The organism is Curvibacter microcysteis (genome assembly GCF_028649455.1).
GTDB lineage: Bacteria > Pseudomonadota > Gammaproteobacteria > Burkholderiales > Burkholderiaceae_C > Curvibacter > Curvibacter microcysteis.
On record NZ_JAQSIO010000006.1, the window covers coordinates 75,407 to 91,385 of the forward strand.

Annotated in this window: 16 protein-coding genes; 6 read left to right on the top strand and 10 right to left on the bottom strand. The window is 67.5% G+C overall.

Annotated elements, in window-relative coordinates; translation table 11 throughout:
• Positions 1-16: 16 nt before the first annotated feature.
• The 4 genes from PSQ39_RS15745 to PSQ39_RS15760 form a co-directional block, all read right to left on the bottom strand.
• Positions 17-244: a DUF3820 family protein gene (locus PSQ39_RS15745; protein WP_273927785.1), complete on the bottom strand. Its 228-nt coding sequence runs from the start codon at positions 242-244 to the stop codon at positions 17-19.
• A complete protein-coding gene (locus PSQ39_RS15750; RefSeq protein WP_273927786.1) occupies positions 241-630 on the bottom strand; it encodes a translation initiation factor in 390 nt (129 codons plus the stop codon). The genes PSQ39_RS15745 and PSQ39_RS15750 overlap by 4 nt, the downstream gene beginning before the upstream one ends.
• 23 nt (positions 631-653) lie before the next feature.
• The gene (locus PSQ39_RS15755) at positions 654-1,130 is read right to left on the bottom strand and encodes an FKBP-type peptidyl-prolyl cis-trans isomerase (RefSeq protein ID WP_273927787.1); all 477 of its coding nucleotides are present in this window, start codon (positions 1,128-1,130) and stop codon (positions 654-656) included.
• 70 nt (positions 1,131-1,200) lie between these two features.
• Positions 1,201-2,361 (bottom strand): MBL fold metallo-hydrolase, encoded by a 1,161-nt coding sequence (locus tag PSQ39_RS15760; RefSeq protein WP_273927788.1) that lies wholly within the window; start codon positions 2,359-2,361, stop codon positions 1,201-1,203.
• Positions 2,362-2,467: 106 nt separating this feature from the next.
• On the opposite strand from PSQ39_RS15760, the gene PSQ39_RS15765 reads away from it, so the two are divergent.
• Positions 2,468-3,196, top strand: a complete 729-nt coding sequence (locus PSQ39_RS15765; RefSeq protein ID WP_273927789.1) for a class I SAM-dependent methyltransferase — start codon at positions 2,468-2,470, stop codon at positions 3,194-3,196.
• A gap of 16 nt (positions 3,197-3,212) precedes the next feature.
• Here PSQ39_RS15765 and PSQ39_RS15770 read toward each other — a convergent pair whose 3' ends face one another.
• Together PSQ39_RS15770 and PSQ39_RS15775 are read right to left on the bottom strand one after the other, a co-directional pair.
• The gene (locus PSQ39_RS15770; protein WP_273927790.1) at positions 3,213-4,196 is read right to left on the bottom strand and encodes a tripartite tricarboxylate transporter substrate binding protein; all 984 of its coding nucleotides are present in this window, start codon (positions 4,194-4,196) and stop codon (positions 3,213-3,215) included.
• An 83-nt stretch (positions 4,197-4,279) separates the two neighbouring features.
• Positions 4,280-5,914 carry an acyl-CoA dehydrogenase family protein gene (locus tag PSQ39_RS15775; RefSeq protein ID WP_273927791.1) on the bottom strand — a complete coding sequence of 545 codons (1,635 nt, stop codon included), beginning with the start codon at positions 5,912-5,914 and terminating at the stop codon, positions 4,280-4,282.
• Positions 5,915-6,034: 120 nt separating this feature from the next.
• On the opposite strand from PSQ39_RS15775, the gene PSQ39_RS15780 reads away from it, so the two are divergent.
• Positions 6,035-6,688, top strand: a complete 654-nt coding sequence (locus PSQ39_RS15780; RefSeq protein ID WP_273927792.1) for a TetR/AcrR family transcriptional regulator — start codon at positions 6,035-6,037, stop codon at positions 6,686-6,688.
• 74 nt (positions 6,689-6,762) lie between these two features.
• Here PSQ39_RS15780 and PSQ39_RS15785 read toward each other — a convergent pair whose 3' ends face one another.
• Positions 6,763-9,690, bottom strand: coding sequence for a DNA topoisomerase III (locus PSQ39_RS15785; RefSeq protein ID WP_273927793.1), 2,928 nt, complete (start codon positions 9,688-9,690; stop codon positions 6,763-6,765).
• A 140-nt stretch (positions 9,691-9,830) separates the two neighbouring features.
• On the opposite strand from PSQ39_RS15785, the gene PSQ39_RS15790 reads away from it, so the two are divergent.
• From PSQ39_RS15790 to PSQ39_RS15800, 3 genes are read left to right on the top strand one after another with little or no spacing between them, the layout of a single operon-like run.
• A complete protein-coding gene (locus PSQ39_RS15790; RefSeq protein ID WP_273927794.1) occupies positions 9,831-10,415 on the top strand; it encodes an SET domain-containing protein in 585 nt (194 codons plus the stop codon).
• Between the two features lie 11 nt (positions 10,416-10,426).
• Positions 10,427-11,269, top strand: coding sequence for a biotin--[acetyl-CoA-carboxylase] ligase (locus PSQ39_RS15795; protein ID WP_273927795.1), 843 nt, complete (start codon positions 10,427-10,429; stop codon positions 11,267-11,269).
• A gap of 36 nt (positions 11,270-11,305) precedes the next feature.
• Positions 11,306-11,962, top strand: a complete 657-nt coding sequence (locus tag PSQ39_RS15800; protein ID WP_273927796.1) for an SPOR domain-containing protein — start codon at positions 11,306-11,308, stop codon at positions 11,960-11,962.
• Between the two features lie 20 nt (positions 11,963-11,982).
• Here the strand turns inward: PSQ39_RS15800 and PSQ39_RS15805 are convergent, their stop codons facing one another.
• The 3 genes from PSQ39_RS15805 to PSQ39_RS15815 form a co-directional block, all read right to left on the bottom strand.
• Positions 11,983-13,437: a sensor histidine kinase gene (locus PSQ39_RS15805; RefSeq protein ID WP_273927797.1), complete on the bottom strand. Its 1,455-nt coding sequence runs from the start codon at positions 13,435-13,437 to the stop codon at positions 11,983-11,985.
• A gap of 9 nt (positions 13,438-13,446) precedes the next feature.
• Positions 13,447-14,121 (bottom strand): response regulator transcription factor, encoded by a 675-nt coding sequence (locus tag PSQ39_RS15810; RefSeq protein WP_273927798.1) that lies wholly within the window; start codon positions 14,119-14,121, stop codon positions 13,447-13,449.
• A gap of 114 nt (positions 14,122-14,235) precedes the next feature.
• Entirely contained in the window at positions 14,236-14,715 is a 480-nt protein-coding gene (locus tag PSQ39_RS15815; RefSeq protein WP_273927799.1) for a MarR family winged helix-turn-helix transcriptional regulator, read from the bottom strand.
• Positions 14,716-14,863: 148 nt separating this feature from the next.
• On the opposite strand from PSQ39_RS15815, the gene recA reads away from it, so the two are divergent.
• On the top strand, positions 14,864-15,928 hold the full coding sequence (gene recA, locus PSQ39_RS15820; protein WP_273927800.1) for a recombinase RecA: 1,065 nt from the start codon (positions 14,864-14,866) through the stop codon (positions 15,926-15,928).
• Positions 15,929-15,979: the final 51 nt, after the last annotated feature.

The following is a 15,979-nucleotide window of genomic DNA, read 5'->3' on the forward strand; positions in this document are numbered from 1 at the left end:
CGCGCGCCGTCCTGCCTCAGGGCCGGCGCCGTGCCGCCGCGCGCAAGGGCGTGAGCAGCTCGCCCAAGCCGTTGTGGTCGATCTCGCGCATCAAGGCCAGCAATTGGCCCAATTCGCCCTTCGGAAAGCCCTCACGCGCCAACCAATGCAGGTAGTTGGCGGGCAGGTCGGCAATCACCGTGCCCTTGTGCTTGCCAAAGGGCATCTCCAGCGTGACCAGGCGCTGCAGGTCTTCGGGTTTCATCCACCGGCCTGTTTGGCGGCGTAGCCTTGTTTCAGCAAGGCGGCCAGCACGGTCTCGCGGTGGTCGCCTTGCACTTCGATCACACCGTCCTTGACCGTGCCGCCTGAGCCGCAAGTGGCTTTGAGCTGTTTGCCCAGGGCATCGAGCGCGGCCTCATCCAGCGGCAGGCCCTTGACCAGGGTGACGCCTTTGCCGCGCCGGCCCTTGGTCTCCAGCCACACCCGCACCGGGGCGCTGCGCAAGGCCTTGGCCTGGGCCAGGGCGGCGCAGCGGCAGGCGTCCAGCGCTTCGCCGCAGCCGGGGCAGGAGCGTTCGCTGGCCGCCACGGTGCGCAGGCCCGCCAGTTGGGCCATCTGGGCCAGGTCGGCCAGTCCGTTCTTCTTCATGCTCGCGGGCGCCGTGCGCGCTCTCAGTGTTGGTGGCCGTGTTCGCCGTGCACGTGGCGGTGGGCGATCTCTTCTTCACTGGCGGCGCGCACGCCGGTCACATGCAGGCTGAACTGCAGGTCCAGACCGGCCAGCGGGTGGTTGCCGTCCAGGTGGACTTCGGGGCCCTTGATCTTCATGACGGTGTAGATCTGTGGTTCGCCCTGGTCGTTGCGGCCTTCGAGCTGGCCGCCAACCTTCACGCCGGGCGGGAACTCGCTCTTGGGGATCACACGCACCAGGCTTTCGTCGCGCACGCCAAAGGCGTCGGCGGCGGCCAGGTTCAGTTGCACCTTGTGGCCGGCTTCCTGGCCTTGCAGGGCTTCTTCGATCTTGGGCAGGGTGTTGTCGTAGCCGCCATGCAGGTAGACCATGGGCTCTTTGCTTTGCTCGATCAGCTTGCCCTGGGCATTGGCCACTTTGAATTGCAGGGTGACGACGGTGTCTTTGTCGATTTTCATGGGGCGGCCTTTCATGCGCGGGAAATGAGGGCCGCATTGTCGCGCACTGCGGCCGCCCCTGCCGGGGCGATCAGGGTGGGCTCACGGTGCGCCGGGGCAGGCGCCGGGTTTCGCCCAGGGCCATGACACCAAAATCGGCCTCGCTCAGGCCCCGGGTCTGGCGCGCCTGGGCCAGGTCCAATGGCGGCTGGTCCAGCGCCTCGTCGCTCAGCAAGAAAGTGCCCCAGTGCACGCCCACGCTGCGCTTGGCGCCAAGGTCCAGGTGCACTTGCACGGCTTCATCAGGGTCCACGTGCTGCTCTTTCATGAACCAGCGCGGCGCGTAGGCGCCGATGGCGATCAAGGCCAGGTCAAAGCCGCCGCCCTGGGCCGGCACTTGGCGCGCGGCATAGCGCTCCCGGGTGGCCTTGAAATCGGCGCTGTAGCCGGTGTCCCCACTGAAGTACCAGTGGAAGTCCGGCCCCAGCACGGTCCAGCCGCCCCACAGCGAGTGGTTGTGGTCGCTCACGCCGCGCGCCGACCAGTGCTGCACGGGCGTGAGCGCAAAGTCCACGCCGGCCACGCGGCGCTCCTGCCACCAGTCCAGCTCTTCCACGCGTTCGATGCCTTGGTCCTGCATCCAGGCCTTCAGGCCCAGCGGCACCAGGAACAGGGGCGAGCCACCGGCCTGCGCCGCCAGGGCTTGCACGCTGGCGCGGTCGAGGTGGTCGTAGTGGTTGTGCGAGATCAGCACCACGTCGATGGGGGGCAGCTGGTCCAGCGTCAGGCCGGGTGGCTGCTGGCGCTGGGGGCCGATCCACTGCACCATGAAGGCCCGCTGCGAGAACATGGGGTCGGTCAGCACGTTCAGGCCGCTGGCCTGCACCAGGGTGCTGGCGTGGCCGATCCAGGTCAGCGCGGGCTGCATCTGGGCGCCGGCGCGCGCGTTGGCCTGCAGGAAGGCCAGGTCCGGTGCCTGCTGGGGCGTGGCCTGGCGCGCCGCCACGGGCAGGCCGTCGCGCCACTTCTCCCACTGCCAGCGCAGCAAGTCACCGAGCGGCTTTTCCACCTGCACGCCACTGGGGTTGTGAAAACCCTTGGCGTTGCGGTGCGGGCTGTTGGCACTGGGGTCGCTGGCGGGGGGGCTGCTGCAGCCGGCCATCAGGCCCGCCAGGGCCACTGTGAGGGCCAGGCGCAGGGGACCAGGGCGGGCAAGGCGCGCGCGGCGCCCGACGTCGGAGTGGTTTGGCATGGGCCGCATTGTGGCGCGCGGCCAGCCTGCCGGGGGCGACGCGCATAATGGCCCTCTTCTTTATGTCCCCCTGCCCTGGTCACGCAAGCCGACCGGGCTACCGACGATGCCCGGCTACCACACCAAGCAAGAGAGCATCGCCGTCGCGGGCGCTGACCACCTCCTGATCCGATCCCTGCTCGACCGCCAGCAGTTTGCCGACCCGTTGGGCGAGGCTGAGCGCCTGGGCATTTCATCCGCTTCCTGGCCCTTGTTTGGCCTGCTGTGGCCTTCGGGTGCACAGCTGGCCGCGCGCATGGCCAGCCGCACCCTGTGCCAGGGCGAGCGCATCCTGGAGATTGGCTGCGGCCTGGCCTTGGCCAGCCTGGTCACGCACCGGCGCGGCTCGGACGTCACGGCCAGCGACTGCCACCCGCTGACGGCGGCCTTTTTGCTGGAGAACCTGCGCTTGAACGAACTGCCGCCGCTCAAGTACCTGCATGGCCACTGGGGCGCCCCCGAGGCCTTGGTGGGCGACCCGGTGCGGGCCTGCGTCACGGGCTTGTTTGACCTCATCATCGGCAGCGACCTGCTGTACGAGCGCGATGCCCATGCCGACCTGGCCGGCTTCATTGGCCTGCATGCCTCCGACCAGTCCCAGGTCTGGATCGTTGATCCCGACCGTGGCAACCGGCCCGCTTTTCACCGCCAGATGGCGGCGCAGGGCTTTCGCCTGCACGAAGAGCGCCTGGACCAGCTTGCCACCGCCCACACCCTGGCCTACAAGGGCCGCTTGCTGAGCTACCAGCGCGGGGATTTGGGCGGGGCACCGCCCCAGCCTGTCGCCCTGGCCTGAGGGCCCGGCGCGGGTTTTATTCGGCGCTGGCGCCAGAGGCCTTCACGGCCCGGCCCCATTGGACGATTTCGCTGGCCACAAAGCGGTCGAACTCGGGCCCGGTGGTGGGGCTGGGTTCGGAGCCGCGCTCGCGGATGAAGTGGGCCAAACGATCCGACTTGAGCGCACCCACCACCTCGGTGTTGAGGCGCTGCAGCACCTCGGGCGGCGTGCCGCGTGGCGCCATCAGGCCCAGCCAGCCCACGGCTTCAAAGTCTTTCAGGCCTGGCACCCCGCTTTCGCGCACGGTGGGCACCTCGGGCAGCTGCGAGGACCGCGTGGCCGAGGTCACGGCCAGTGGCACCGCTTTGTGCGCCTGCACATGGGGCAGGGCCGCCGTGACCGAGTCCACCATCAAGGGGATCTGCGCCCCCAGAAAATCGGCCTGGGCCGGCCCGCTGCCTCGGTAGGGGATGTGGGTGATGAACAGGCCGGCCTGCGCCTTGAGCATCTCGCCCGACAGGTGCTGGGTGCCCCCGATGCCGGCGCTGGCGTAACTCAAGCGGCCCGGCGCGGCCTTGGCTTGCTGCACCAGTTGGCGCAGGTTGGTGATGCCCGAGGCCGGCGTGGCCAAAAAGATCAGCGGCACCTTGGCGATCAGCGAGATGCCGACCAGGTCGCGCGTGGGGTCGAAGTTGACCTTTTTGTACAGGGTCTGGTTGATGCTCATGGCGCTGCCCGCGATCAGCAAGGTGTAGCCGTCGGGGGTGGCGCGCGCCACGAATTCGCTGCCAATGTTGCTGCCGGCGCCGGCCTTGTTCTCCACCACCACGCTCTGGCCCAGCCGGGTGCTGAGTTGCTCGGCCAGGGCGCGGGCAAAGATGTCCGAGGCCTGGCCCGGTGGAAAGGGCACGACCAGCTTGATCGGGCGTTCCGTGGGCCAGGGGGCGGCTTGGGCGGTCGGGGCGAGCAGGGCACTGGCCAGCAGGGCCAGGCCAGCGCTCAGGGTGAAGCGGCGCATGGGGTCTCCTTGTTCTCCCCCATTGTGCGGTCTGGCGGATGGCCGCTCAGGCCTGGGGCGCGGCTGGGTGTGCACCTGGGGCCTCAGGCCCAGGCCGCCTGCAGCAGCTCGGCGGGGTGCGGGGTGCCGGCGCTGATGCCGGTGACCGGGCCCCAGTCGGGGTCGAAGCGGCTGGCAATGAAGGCGTTGGCCGCGCGGGTGCTGGCGTGCTGCAGCATCAGGCAGGCTTGGGCGGTCAAGGCCAGGCGTTGGGTGAAGCGGCGGGCCTGGGCCTCCAGCACCTCGGGGGGCAGCATCAGTTCGCGGCGCAGGCGATGCACCTGGCTGAGCAGCTCCGGCGCTTGCGAGGCCACGGCCTGCAGCTGGTCCAGCACGCCGTGGGCCTCGTCGGGCGCGTGGGCCACGGCGCGCAACACGTCCAGGCACATCACGTTGCCTGAGCCCTCCCAGATCGAGTTGACCGGGGCTTCGCGGAACAGGCGCCCCATGGGGCCGCTCTCCACGTAGCCGTTGCCACCGAACACCTCCATGGCCTCGCCGCAAAAGCCCACGGCACGCTTGCAATTCCAGAACTTGGCCGCGGGCGTCAGCAGGCGGCGCCAGGCCAGGTCGGCGGGGTCGGAAGAACCAAAGCGGGCCGCCAGGTCCATGGCCAGCACGGTGGCGGCTTCGGACTCCAGCGCCATGTCGGCCAGCAGGGTTTGCATGGCCGCTTGCTCGGCCAGGTAGCGGCCAAAGGCGAAGCGGTTGCGCGTGTAGTGCAGGGCCTGGACCAGGCCCTGGCGCAGGTAGCCGGCGCTGGACAGGGCGCAGTCCAGCCGGGTGTAGTTGGCCATTTCAATGAGGGTGCGGATGCCGCGGCCCTCGGCGCCCACCCGCACCCCAAAAGCCGCTTTGAATTCGACCTCGCTGCTGGCGTTGGAGCGGTTGCCCACCTTGTCCTTGAGGCGCTGGATGTGGATCGGGTTCTTGCTGCCGTCGGGGCGCCAACGCGGCACAAAAAAGCAGGACGAGCCGTGTTCATCGGTCTTGGCCAGCACCAGGTGGCCGTCGCACATCGGGGCCGAGAAGAACCATTTGTGCCCGGTCAGCAGGTACTCGTCGCCCCAGGGGCCGCTGCCGCTCGGCACGGCGCGGGTGGTGTTGCTGCGCACGTCGCTGCCGCCCTGTTTTTCGGTCATGCCCATGCCGATGGTGATGGAGGTCTTTTGCGCCAGCGGCAGGTCGCGTGGGTCATGTTCCAGTGACAGCAGCTGGGGGGCCAGTTGCGCGGACAGCGCGGGGTTGAGTGCCACCACCGGGATGCAGGCCTTGGTCATGGTGGTGGGGCAGCCCGAGCCCGATTCGATCTGGCTGTGCATGTACATGGAGGCGCCGTAAGCGCTCCAGGCCGAGGCGCGGGTGTCGCTGTAGGGCAGGTTGGCGTTGCCGTTGCGCCGGGCCATGGCCATCATCGTGTGCCAAGCGGGGTGGAACTTGACGACGTCGATGCGCTGGCCGGTGGCCGAGTGGGTGTGCAGCTCGGGCGGATACAGGTTGGCGTCTTCGGCGGCGCGCAGCGTGGCCTCGCTGCCGTACTCCGCGCCCTGGCGCAACAGTTCGGGGCGGCGCCAGTCGGCCTGACCGCGGGCCACGGCGCGCTGCAGCGCGGGGTCGCTGCTGAACAGGTTGTAGTCCTTGAGTTCCGGGACTTGGTTGTCGGGGTGTTGACCGATCATGCGCTGTCTCCTGGGGCCACTTGGGTGGCTGGGGCGGTGGCGGGGCCGCGCCACAATGGCAGGCCCGGTGCTTCAAAATTCTAGGGACAGCGCCGCCCTCAGGTGTCCGGATTTGCCTGCATGACCACCCACCCTGCCCTGCCCCCCGCCAAACCCCAGCGCCGCCGCCCTCGCCAGTCGCGGGCGCGCCTCACGGCCGAGGCCTTGCAGCAGGCCTTTGTTCAGCTTTTGGTCGAGCGCGACTATGAGCGCATCACCATCCGCGAGATCACCGGCCTGGCGGGCACCAGCCTGGGCAGCTTTTACGAGTACTTTGCCAGCAAGGAAGACCTGGCGCGGGTCTGCCTGCACCTGCGTTCCAAGGCCTTGCTGGGCGCCTTGCAAGCGGTGGCGCAGGCCCCTGCAGGCCGGCCGTTGGATGAGTTGGTGCAAGCGGTTCTGGTCTCGCAGTTGGCGGCTCACCAGGGCGCGGCGGCCGAGTGGGCCGCGCACTACCTGTTGGAGCGCCATCTTTCAGGCGTGGCGGCCTACCGCAAGATGTACCAGCGCTTTGTCGAGGCCTGGGAGCTGGTCTTGCAAGCCGCTGCCGACCTGCCCCAGCCGCCGCCCACGCCCCTGCCCGAGGTCGCGCGCGCTTGCCAGACCTTGCTCTACGGCCTGGTCGCCCATGCCCACCTGGGCAGCGAGCGCGCGCCCGACCTGGCGGCCTTGCAGCGCCAGGCCAGTCAGGCTTTGCGCGGCTACCTGGGCCAGGCCTTGATGCGCCCGGCCTGAGCCCAGGCGGCCGGTGGCCCCCTTGGGGGGCCGGACGCGACACGCCGTGCGCGACCGTTGGGGCTTCTACCGCTTTATTTGAGGTGCTTGCCGACGATCCCAGCGAGCTCGAACATCGTGATCTGCGGCTTGCCAAACACCGGCAGCAGCTTGGCGTCGGCGTTGATGGCGCGCTTGTTGGCGCTGTCTTGCAGGCCGTTGGCCTTCACGTAGTCCCAGACCTTCTTGATCACCTCGGTGCGGGCCACGGCCTCACCACCGATGACGGCGGCGAGTTCGGTGCTTGGCGTCAGGCCGCTGCCCGGGGTGGTCTTGCGCGGGGCCTTGGGCGTTTTCACGGCGCTCTTGGCCGCGCTCTTGCCGGCAGCCTTCTTGGCCGCAGGCGCGGCCTTGGCGGCGGCCCCCGTGGCCGTCTTGCGCGGCGGGAACTTGCTGGCGCGCGGCTCGAACTCGAAGTTCACCTTGTTGGCCGTGGCGTCCCAGGCCAGGAAGGCCTTGAAGTTGCGGCGCGTGCGCATGCTGACGAACTTGTCGAGCAGGTCGGTCTTGCCGGTGCTCAGTAGCTTGTGCATCTGCTCGCGCTCCACCGGTTGCTGCAGGATGATCTTGCCGCTCTTGAAGTCGCAGCTGGGCGTGGGCTGTTCTGCGGTCGGCACCGAGTGGCTGCAGACGTAGTTGCTGCCGTGCTCGAACACGGCTGAGCCGCATTTGGGGCAAGGGCCCAGGGATTCTTGCGCGCTGAAGTCCTGCAGCTCGCCGCTTTCTTCGCCGTCCTTGTCGTCACCGAAGTCGAACTCGAGCTTCCAGTTCTGGTCTTCTTCGCTGAAGTTGAGGCCGATCTCGGCGGTGAAGGGCCAGCCGGCCTTGGAGCGGAAGCCGTCCAGCGGACCGATCTTCTTGTCGCGCAGGAAGATCTCGGCTTCATCGGGCTCGAAGGTGCGGCCGGCCGGCGACTTGGTGAAGGAGAAGCCGCAGCCCTCGCTGTGACCGTCAGCGCCGGTGCAGCTGTAGCGGCGGTAGTTCTCTTTGACCACGCCCGCGCACTTGGGGCAAGGCGTGGACAGGGTGGCGTAGTCACCGGGCACGGTGTCGCGGTCGTACTCTTTGGCCTTTTTGACGATGTGCTCGGTCATGGCCGCGATCTGCTGCATGAAGTCTTCGCGGCTGAGCAGGCCTTTTTCCATTTGCGTGAGCTTGTACTCCCACTCCCCGGTCAGCTCGGGGCGCGAGAGTTCTTCCACGCCCAGGCCGCGCAGCAGGGTCATGAGCTGGAAGGCCTTGGCGGTGGGGGTCATCTCCCGGCCTTCGCGCAGCATGTATTTCTCGAGGATCAGACCTTCGATGATGGCCGCGCGCGTGGCTGGCGTGCCCAAGCCCTTTTCCTGCATGGCTTCGCGCAGCTCTTCGTCTTCGACCATCTTGCCCGCGCCTTCCATGGCGCCCAGCAAGGTGGCTTCGGAGTAGCGTGCGGGCGGGCGGGTCTTCAGGCCCTTGGCGTCCACGCTCTCGGCCAGTGGCTTCTCGCCCGGCGCCACCGGCACCAGGTTCTGGCCCTTGTCACCGTCCTTGGCGTCGCTGACTTCGGCGGCGGCTTCCTTGCCGTAGATGGCCAGCCAACCGGGCTTGACCAGCACCTTGCCCTCGGTCTTGAAGTGGTGTTCCTGCACTTGGCTGATGCGGGTCGTGACCTGGTATTCCGCGCTGGGGAAGAACACCGCCATGAAGCGGCGCACCACCAGGTCGTACAGCTTTTGCTCGGCGTCGCTCAGGCCGCTGGGGGCTTGCAGCGTCGGGATGATGGCAAAGTGATCACTGACCTTGGCGTTGTCGAAGATGCGCTTGGACGGCCGGATGTAGCCGTTGTTGAGCGCCGTCAGCGCGTGCGGCGCCAGGTGGCGCATGTCGCTGTCGGCCAGCATTTCGAAGGTCTGCTTGGCCACCGGCACATAGTCTTCGGGCAGGGCGCGCGAGTCGGTCCGGGGGTAGGTCAGGGCCTTGTGGCGTTCGTACAGGCTTTGCGCCAGGGCCAGCGTGGTCTTGGCGCTGAAGCCGAATTTGCCGTTGGCTTCGCGCTGCAGCGAGGTCAGGTCAAACAGCAGCGGCGAGGCCTGGGTGGTGGGCTTGCTCTCTTCGGTCACGCTGGCCGGGCGGCCGCGTGTGGCGTCGGCAATGGCCTGGGCCTGGGCCGCGCTCCAGACGCGATCGGCGCGCTTCTCGGCGTCTTCGGGGTCTTTCTTGTGCTTGGGGTCGAACCACTTGCCCGCGTACTCGCCGGCGGCGGCGCCGAAGCTGGCATGGATTTCCCAGTAGTCGCGGCTGACGAACTTGCGGATTTGCTCTTCGCGCTCCACCACCACGGCCAGCGTGGGGGTCTGCACCCGGCCCACGGTGGTCAGGAAGAAGCCGCCGTCGCGCGAGTTGAAGGCGGTCATGGCGCGGGTGCCGTTGATGCCCACCAGCCAGTCGGCCTCCGAGCGGCTGCGCGCGGCGCTGGCCAGGCCGGCCATCTGCGCTTCGCTGCGCAGCTTGTCAAAGCCGTCGCGGATGGCCTGGGGCGTCATGGACTGCAGCCACAGGCGCTTCACGGGCTTGCCCAGGGACTGGTACTGGCCGCCTTTTTGGCCGCCGGCATATTGCTCGATCAAGCGGAAGATCAGCTCCCCTTCGCGGCCCGCGTCACAGGCGTTGACGAGGTTGCTGACGTCCTTGCGCTTGGCCAGCTTGACCACGGCGTTGAGCCGGCTCTTGGTCTTGTCCACGGGCTTGAGGTCGAAGAAAGGCGGAATCACGGGCAGGTTGGCAAAGCTCCACTTGCCGCGTTTCACGTCGAATTGCTCGGGGGCCTGGATTTCCACCAGGTGGCCCACGGCGCTGGTCACCACAAAACGGTCGTTTTCGAAATGGTCGTCGTGCTTCTCGAACTTGCCTGCCGTCGGGGTGAGCGCCCGCACGATGTCCTGAGCCACCGAGGGTTTTTCAGCAATCACCAGAGTTTTTGTCATTTCAGCGTCTTCCCTTTTCAAGGTCCGGCCCGAGGCTGGTCTGCCAGCCTCCTACAATCCGGGTTTCGCGCGCACATGCACGCACACGTGCACGTGTATGCACGCGCAGGTGCCCTTTCAAATTAACAGAGTTTTTGGTCATGTCTGCAAAAGCCCCCGTGAATTCCGGTCGCCGCATTCAAACACGTCGCTCAGGCGTGCACGGCAGGGGCGTGTTTGCGGTGCAGGACATCGCCGAGGGCGAAACCGTGATCGAGTACGTGGGCGAAGTCATCACTTGGGATGAAGCCCAGGACCGCCACCCGCACGACCCGAACGACCCCAACCACACCTTCTATTTCCACGTCGATGAAGACCGGGTGATCGACGCGCTCAACGGGGGCAACTCCTCGCGATGGATCAACCACAGCTGCGACCCCAATTGCATCGCTGACGAAGAAGACGGCCGCATCTTCATCAAGGCGCTGCGCAACATCTACGCGGGCGAAGAGCTGAACTACGACTACGGCCTGATCATCGACGAGCGCTACACGCCCAAGCTCAAAGCCGAGTACCCCTGCTGGTGCGGCGCCGAGGCCTGCCGCGGCACCTTGCTGGCGCCCAAGCGGCGTCCCGCCACGCCCAAGATTCCGCCCCAGCGCAAGGCGCAGGCGGCGGGCAAGGCGGCCTCTCCGGCCCAGCCCCAGCGCTCGGCCCAGTCCCCGGCCAAGCCGGCCCGCCGCTGAGCCCGCCCGCCATGAGCAACCACCCCGTGGTGCGTTGGCCCGCCGAGGCGGTGTGGGAGGCGGTGCAGCCGCTGTGGCCAGACTTTTCGGTCGAGGTGCTGCCCGAGATCGACTCCACCAACACCGAGCTGATGCGCCGTGCCCGCGCTGGGCGCGATGAGCGCGTGCTGCTGGTGGCCGAGCGCCAGACGGCCGGCCGCGGCCGCCTGGGCCGGGTCTGGCAAAGCGGTGTGGAGGGCAGCCTGGGCGAAGCCGCCGAGGGCCCGCCCTCGCTGATGATGTCCCTGGGTTTGCCGCTGGCGCCACGCGATTGGTCGGGCCTGTCGCTGGCCGTGGGCCTGTCTTTGGTGGAGTCCTTGGATCCTGATGGTCGGTCTGGCTTGGGGCTCAAGTGGCCCAATGACCTGTGGCTGCAGGACCGCAAGGTGGGCGGCATCTTGATCGAGACCGCCGGCGCTGGGGCGGTCGCTGCCGGCCAAGCGGTGCCGCCGCGCTATGTGGTGATGGGCATTGGGCTCAATGTGCTGCCGCGCCAGGCGGAAGGCCTGTCCACCGCCCCGGCGTGCCTGCGTGATTTTTGGCCCGAGGCCAGCGCGCCCAGCGCCTTGGAGCGCGTCGTGCCCGACCTGGCACGCACCGTACATGATTTTGTCGAGCAGGGCTTTGCGCCCTTGCATGCGCGTTTTGCCGCACGCGATGTCCTGCGTGGCCGTGAGGTGCGCACCAGCGACGGGTCGGAGGGCACGTCCCTGGGGGTGGGCGCGGACGGTGCTTTGCTCGTGCATACTCGTCACGGCACCCAGGCCATCCACAGTTCCGAGGTGAGCGTCCGGCCCCTGGCTGCCCCCCGTTGAACGCCCCTCTGCCACCGAAAGACACCGCCCTCACCCATGCGCTTGCTCCTTGTTTTGCTGCTGCTGGCCAACGGGGCCTACTTTGCGTGGAGCCAGGGCCACCTGGCGGCTTGGGGCTGGGCCCCGGCCAATCCCTCCGAGCCGCAGCGCCTGGCGCAGCAGATCAAGCCCGAGGCGCTCAAGGTCTTGAGCGCTGAAGAAAGCCACCGGCTCACGGCGGCTGCCGAGGCCGCCGCAGAAGCCTCCAAGGAGTGCCTGGTGGCTGGGCCTTTGGATGAGAAACAGGCCGCTGCTTTGCGCCCTGTGCTGGCGCAGTCCCTGGATGAGAAGGCCTGGAGCCTGGAGCCCGTGACCCTGCCAGGGCGCTGGGTCATCTACATGGGCCGCTACGCGGATGTCGATACCCTGAACCGCAAGAAGGCCGAATTGCGCGCGCGCCGCATTCCTTTCGAGCCGGTGGGCAACCCGGCGCTGGAGCCCGGGCTGTCGCTGGGCAGCTTCTCCAGCCCCGGGGCGGCCAACGAAGAACTCAATGCGTTGTCGCAGCGCGGCGTGCGCACGGCCCGCGTCCAGCAAGAGCGGGCCGACGCCAAGGGCTTCAGCCTCAAGCTGCCGGCGGTGGATGAGGCGATCAAGGCCAAGCTCGACCCGGTGCGCGATCAGTTGGCTGGCAAGACCCTGCGTCCCTGCTGAGCGCCGGCGCTGGCGCCGTTTCAGCTCGGCAGGCCTTCCGGGCTGGTCGAGACAAAGCGCACGGTGAAGCAGGCGCCCGGCGCGGCCTGGCCCGGATGGGCGTCGGTCAGGGTCAGCGTGGCCTCGTGCTGGCGCGCGATTTCCAGCACGATCGGCAGGCCCAGGCCGGAGCCGTCCGCATCGGTGCCCAAGGCCCGGTAAAAAGGCTGGAACACCAGTTCGCGTTCGGCCACGGGGATGCCCGGGCCGGAGTCTTCCACTTGCAGCAGCAGGGTGCGGCTGAAGGTGTCGGCCAGCACGCGGGCGGTGACCACGCCGGGACGCTCGGCGCTGGACGGCGTGTAGTTGATGGCGTTGTCCACCAGGTTGCGGATCAGCTCCTTGACCAGGGTCGGGTTGCCTTGCAGCTGCACCCCGGGGGTGCCGGGGGAGGCGCCGTCGTAGCCCAGGTCGATGCGTTTTTCGAGCGCGCGCGGCACGGAGTCCTGCACCACCTCCATGGTCAGCCGGGCCAAATCGCAGGGCTGGCGTGCCAGGGCCGCGCCGCTGTTCTCCGCCCGGGCCAGGGCCAGCAGCTGGTTGACGGTGTGGGTGGCGCGGATGCTGGAGCGTCCGATTTGCTTGAGCGACTGCTTGAGCTCATCGGTGCTGGTGCCTTCACGCTGCGCCAGGTCGGCCTGCATGCGCAGGCCCGCCAAGGGGGTTTTGAGCTGGTGCGCGGCGTCGGCCAGAAAGCGTTTCTGGGTCGCAATCGAGTCGTTGAGCCGGGTCAGCAAGTCGTTCACCGAGGACACCAGGGGCGCCACCTCCATGGGCACGGCCTTGTCGTCCAGCGGGCTCAGGTCATCCGGGTCGCGGGCGCGGATGCGCTCTTCCAACTGGGACAGTGGCTTGATGCCGCGCGCCAGCGCCAGCCACACCAGCAGCACAGCCAGTGGCAGGATGACGAACTGCGGCAGCATCACGCCCTTGATGATTTCGGTGGCCAGCACGGAGCGCTTTTCGCGCGTCTCGGCCACCTGCACCAGCGCAGGTTCGGCGTTTTCCAGCGGCAGGCGCACCCAGATGTAGGCCACACGCACTTCCAGGCCCTTGAGCTCGTCGTCGCGCAGTCGCACCACGCCAATGACGGTTTTGTCTTCCTCGGTGGGCAAGGGCAGCTCGCGTTCGCCGGACAAATACTCGCCACGCGTGCCCATCACCTGGTAGTACACCATGTCGGAGTCGTCGGCGCGCAGCAGCTCGCTGGCGGGCTGGGGCAGGTTGAAGTTGGCCCGGTTGTTCTGCACCGTGATGAGCTGAGCCAGCGCCTGCACGTTGTACTCCAGCGCACGGTCAAAGGGCTTGTTGGCAATGCCCTGTGCGACCAGCCAGGTCAGCGCCAGGCTGACCGGCCACAGCAGCAGCAGCGGCGTGAGCATCCAGTCCAGGATTTCGCCGAACAGCGAGCGCTGCTCACGCTGGAAGATTTTCAAAGCAGGGGCCTAGCTGGGGATTTTTTCGAGGCAGTAGCCCAGGCCGCGCACGGTGGCGATGCGGATGGGCCCGCGCTCGATCTTCTTGCGCAGGCGGTGGATGTAGACCTCGATGGCGTTGTTGCTGACCTCCTCGCCCCATTCGCACAGGCGCTCCACCAGCTGGTCTTTGCTGACCAGGCGGCCAGCGCGCTGCAGCAGCACTTCGAGCAGGCCCAGTTCGCGGGCCGACAGCTCGACCATCTTGCCGTCGATGGTGGCCACGCGACCCGCCTGGTCGTAGACCAGCGGGCCATGCTTGATGGCGCTGCTGGTGCCGCCCATGCCGCGTCGGGTCAGCGCGCGCACGCGGGCTTCCAGTTCTTGCAGCGAAAAGGGCTTGGCCATGTAATCGTCGGCGCCGTAGTCCAAGCCTTTGACGCGTTCTTCGACGCTGTCTGCGGCGGTCAACACCAGCACTGGCAGGGCCGAGCCGCGGCTGCGCAGGCGCTTGAGCACCTCCAGCCCGTGCATGCGCGGCAGCCCCAGGTCCAGGATCAGCAGATCGAACTCGTTGTTCGTCATCAGGGCGGCATCGGCCTCGGTGCCGCTGGCCACATGGTCCACCGCCGCGCCCGAGGCGCGCAGGGTGCGCAGCAAACCATCGGCCAGCACCTGGTCGTCTTCGGCAATCAGAATTCTCATGGGGTCTCCTGGGCGGTGGGGGCGCGTGGGCCCCATGGCTAAATTTTAGGCGCGATGGCGAGGCCTGCCGACCTGGCAAAACCCGGTGTTGATCCTCTGGCCTTGAGGGCGGGCTCAGGCGCCCGCGTAGGCCTCCAGGCCCAGTGCCACCACGGTGGCGACTTCGACGCCCACCGCTTGGCGGAACTCGGCTTCGGCCTGGGCCACCGCGTCGCGGAAGGCCTGCAGCCAGGTCAGACCGGTGGCGGTGAAGCACACGCGCCGGGCGCGTGCGTCCAGCGGGTCGGGCTCGCGCCGCACCAGGCCCCAGGCCTCGCACTGCGTCACCAGGTCGGCCATGGCCTGTTTGCTCATGCCAGCGCTGGCAGCCAGGTCGGTCAGGCGGGACCCCTCCAGGGCCAGGTGGCGCGTGATGTGGATGTGGGCGGCGCTGACCTGGGCCCGGGCGGCGAGGTTGGACAGGGCCAGCGGCACTTCAATGTTGTGCGCCATCAGGGTCAACACCCGTTCGTCGAAGCGGCGCAGCGCGTGGCCCATCAGGCGGCCCAGGTGGGTCTGGCGCCACGCATCATCGGGGTGGGGAAGGGCTTGCATGGTCATGATTTTAATAGTCAGGCAAACTGACTAAAAAATCAGAGATATTTTTTCAAGGCTTGCGTAAACTACTGTTCAAGCATCCAGCCTGTGACCAATCACAGTGCTGACCCACCGGTTCTCAGACACACACATCAGGAGTCACACCATGGACGCACCCGTCAAAGGCAACGCCGCCAATCCCGAAAAAGCCAAGGCCTTGCAGGCCGCGCTGGCCCAGATTGAAAAGCAGTTCGGCAAGGGCACCATCATGCGCCTGGGCGAAGGCGAGGTGATCGAGGACATCCAGGTCATCTCCACTGGTTCGCTGGGCCTGGACGTGGCCCTGGGCGTGGGCGGCCTGCCGCGCGGCCGGGTGGTTGAAATCTACGGTCCGGAATCTTCGGGCAAGACCACCCTGACCCTGCAGGTCGTGGCCGAAATGCAAAAACAAGGCGGCACCTGCGCCTTTGTGGACGCCGAGCACGCACTGGACATCCAGTACGCCCAAAAGCTGGGTGTGAACCTGCAAGAGCTGCTGATCAGCCAACCTGACACCGGCGAACAAGCGCTGGAAATCGTCGACAGCCTGGTGCGCTCGGGCGCCGTGGACCTGATCGTGGTCGACTCGGTGGCCGCCCTGACCCCGAAGGCCGAAATCGAAGGCGAAATGGGTGACTCCCTGCCGGGCCTGCAGGCCCGTTTGATGAGCCAGGCCCTGCGCAAGCTGACCTCGACCATCAAGAAGACCAACTGCATGGTCATCTTCATCAACCAGATCCGCATGAAGATCGGCGTGATGTTCGGTTCGCCCGAGACCACCACCGGCGGTAACGCGCTGAAGTTCTACGCCTCGGTGCGCCTGGACATCCGCCGCACCGGCACCATCAAGAAGGGTGAGGAATCGATCGGCAACGAAACCAAGGTCAAAGTGGTCAAGAACAAGGTGTCGCCTCCGTTCAAGACGGCAGAGTTCGACATCCTGTTCGGTGAAGGCATCAGCCGCCATGGCGAAATCATCGACATGGGCGTGAACGCCAAGATCATCGAGAAGTCGGGTGCCTGGTACGCCTACAACGGTGAAAAAATCGGCCAAGGCCGGGACAACGCCCGCGAGTTCCTGCGCGAAAACCCCGACTTGGCCCGTGAGATCGAGAACAAGGTGCGCGACAGCCTGGGCATTGCCCTGCTGCCCCCCGCCTTGAGCGCGGCCCCGGTGGCTGACGCCGAGTGAGTGAGCCGCATCGGCGCCAGGGTCTGAGGTCCGGGCGCCGAGCGCGGTTGT

Excerpts from the sequence above, each read along its gene's own strand:
- PSQ39_RS15800 (WP_273927796.1), top strand. The coding sequence starts at position 11,306 with ATGCGCTTGCTCCTTGTTTTGCTGCTGCTGGCCAACGGGGCCTACTTT.
- PSQ39_RS15815 (WP_273927799.1), bottom strand. The coding sequence starts at position 14,715 with ATGCAAGCCCTTCCCCACCCCGATGATGCGTGGCGCCAGACCCACCTG.
- PSQ39_RS15810 (WP_273927798.1), bottom strand. The coding sequence starts at position 14,121 with ATGAGAATTCTGATTGCCGAAGACGACCAGGTGCTGGCCGATGGTTTG.
- PSQ39_RS15765 (WP_273927789.1), top strand. The coding sequence starts at position 2,468 with ATGCCCGGCTACCACACCAAGCAAGAGAGCATCGCCGTCGCGGGCGCT.
- PSQ39_RS15790 (WP_273927794.1), top strand. The coding sequence starts at position 9,831 with ATGTCTGCAAAAGCCCCCGTGAATTCCGGTCGCCGCATTCAAACACGT.
- PSQ39_RS15795 (WP_273927795.1), top strand. The coding sequence starts at position 10,427 with ATGAGCAACCACCCCGTGGTGCGTTGGCCCGCCGAGGCGGTGTGGGAG.
- PSQ39_RS15755 (WP_273927787.1), bottom strand. The coding sequence starts at position 1,130 with ATGAAAATCGACAAAGACACCGTCGTCACCCTGCAATTCAAAGTGGCC.
- PSQ39_RS15775 (WP_273927791.1), bottom strand. The coding sequence starts at position 5,914 with ATGATCGGTCAACACCCCGACAACCAAGTCCCGGAACTCAAGGACTAC.
- PSQ39_RS15745 (WP_273927785.1), bottom strand. The coding sequence starts at position 244 with ATGAAACCCGAAGACCTGCAGCGCCTGGTCACGCTGGAGATGCCCTTT.
- PSQ39_RS15760 (WP_273927788.1), bottom strand. The coding sequence starts at position 2,361 with ATGCCAAACCACTCCGACGTCGGGCGCCGCGCGCGCCTTGCCCGCCCT.
- PSQ39_RS15785 (WP_273927793.1), bottom strand. The coding sequence starts at position 9,690 with ATGACAAAAACTCTGGTGATTGCTGAAAAACCCTCGGTGGCTCAGGAC.
- recA (WP_273927800.1), top strand. The coding sequence starts at position 14,864 with ATGGACGCACCCGTCAAAGGCAACGCCGCCAATCCCGAAAAAGCCAAG.
- PSQ39_RS15750 (WP_273927786.1), bottom strand. The coding sequence starts at position 630 with ATGAAGAAGAACGGACTGGCCGACCTGGCCCAGATGGCCCAACTGGCG.
- PSQ39_RS15770 (WP_273927790.1), bottom strand. The coding sequence starts at position 4,196 with ATGCGCCGCTTCACCCTGAGCGCTGGCCTGGCCCTGCTGGCCAGTGCC.
- PSQ39_RS15780 (WP_273927792.1), top strand. The coding sequence starts at position 6,035 with ATGACCACCCACCCTGCCCTGCCCCCCGCCAAACCCCAGCGCCGCCGC.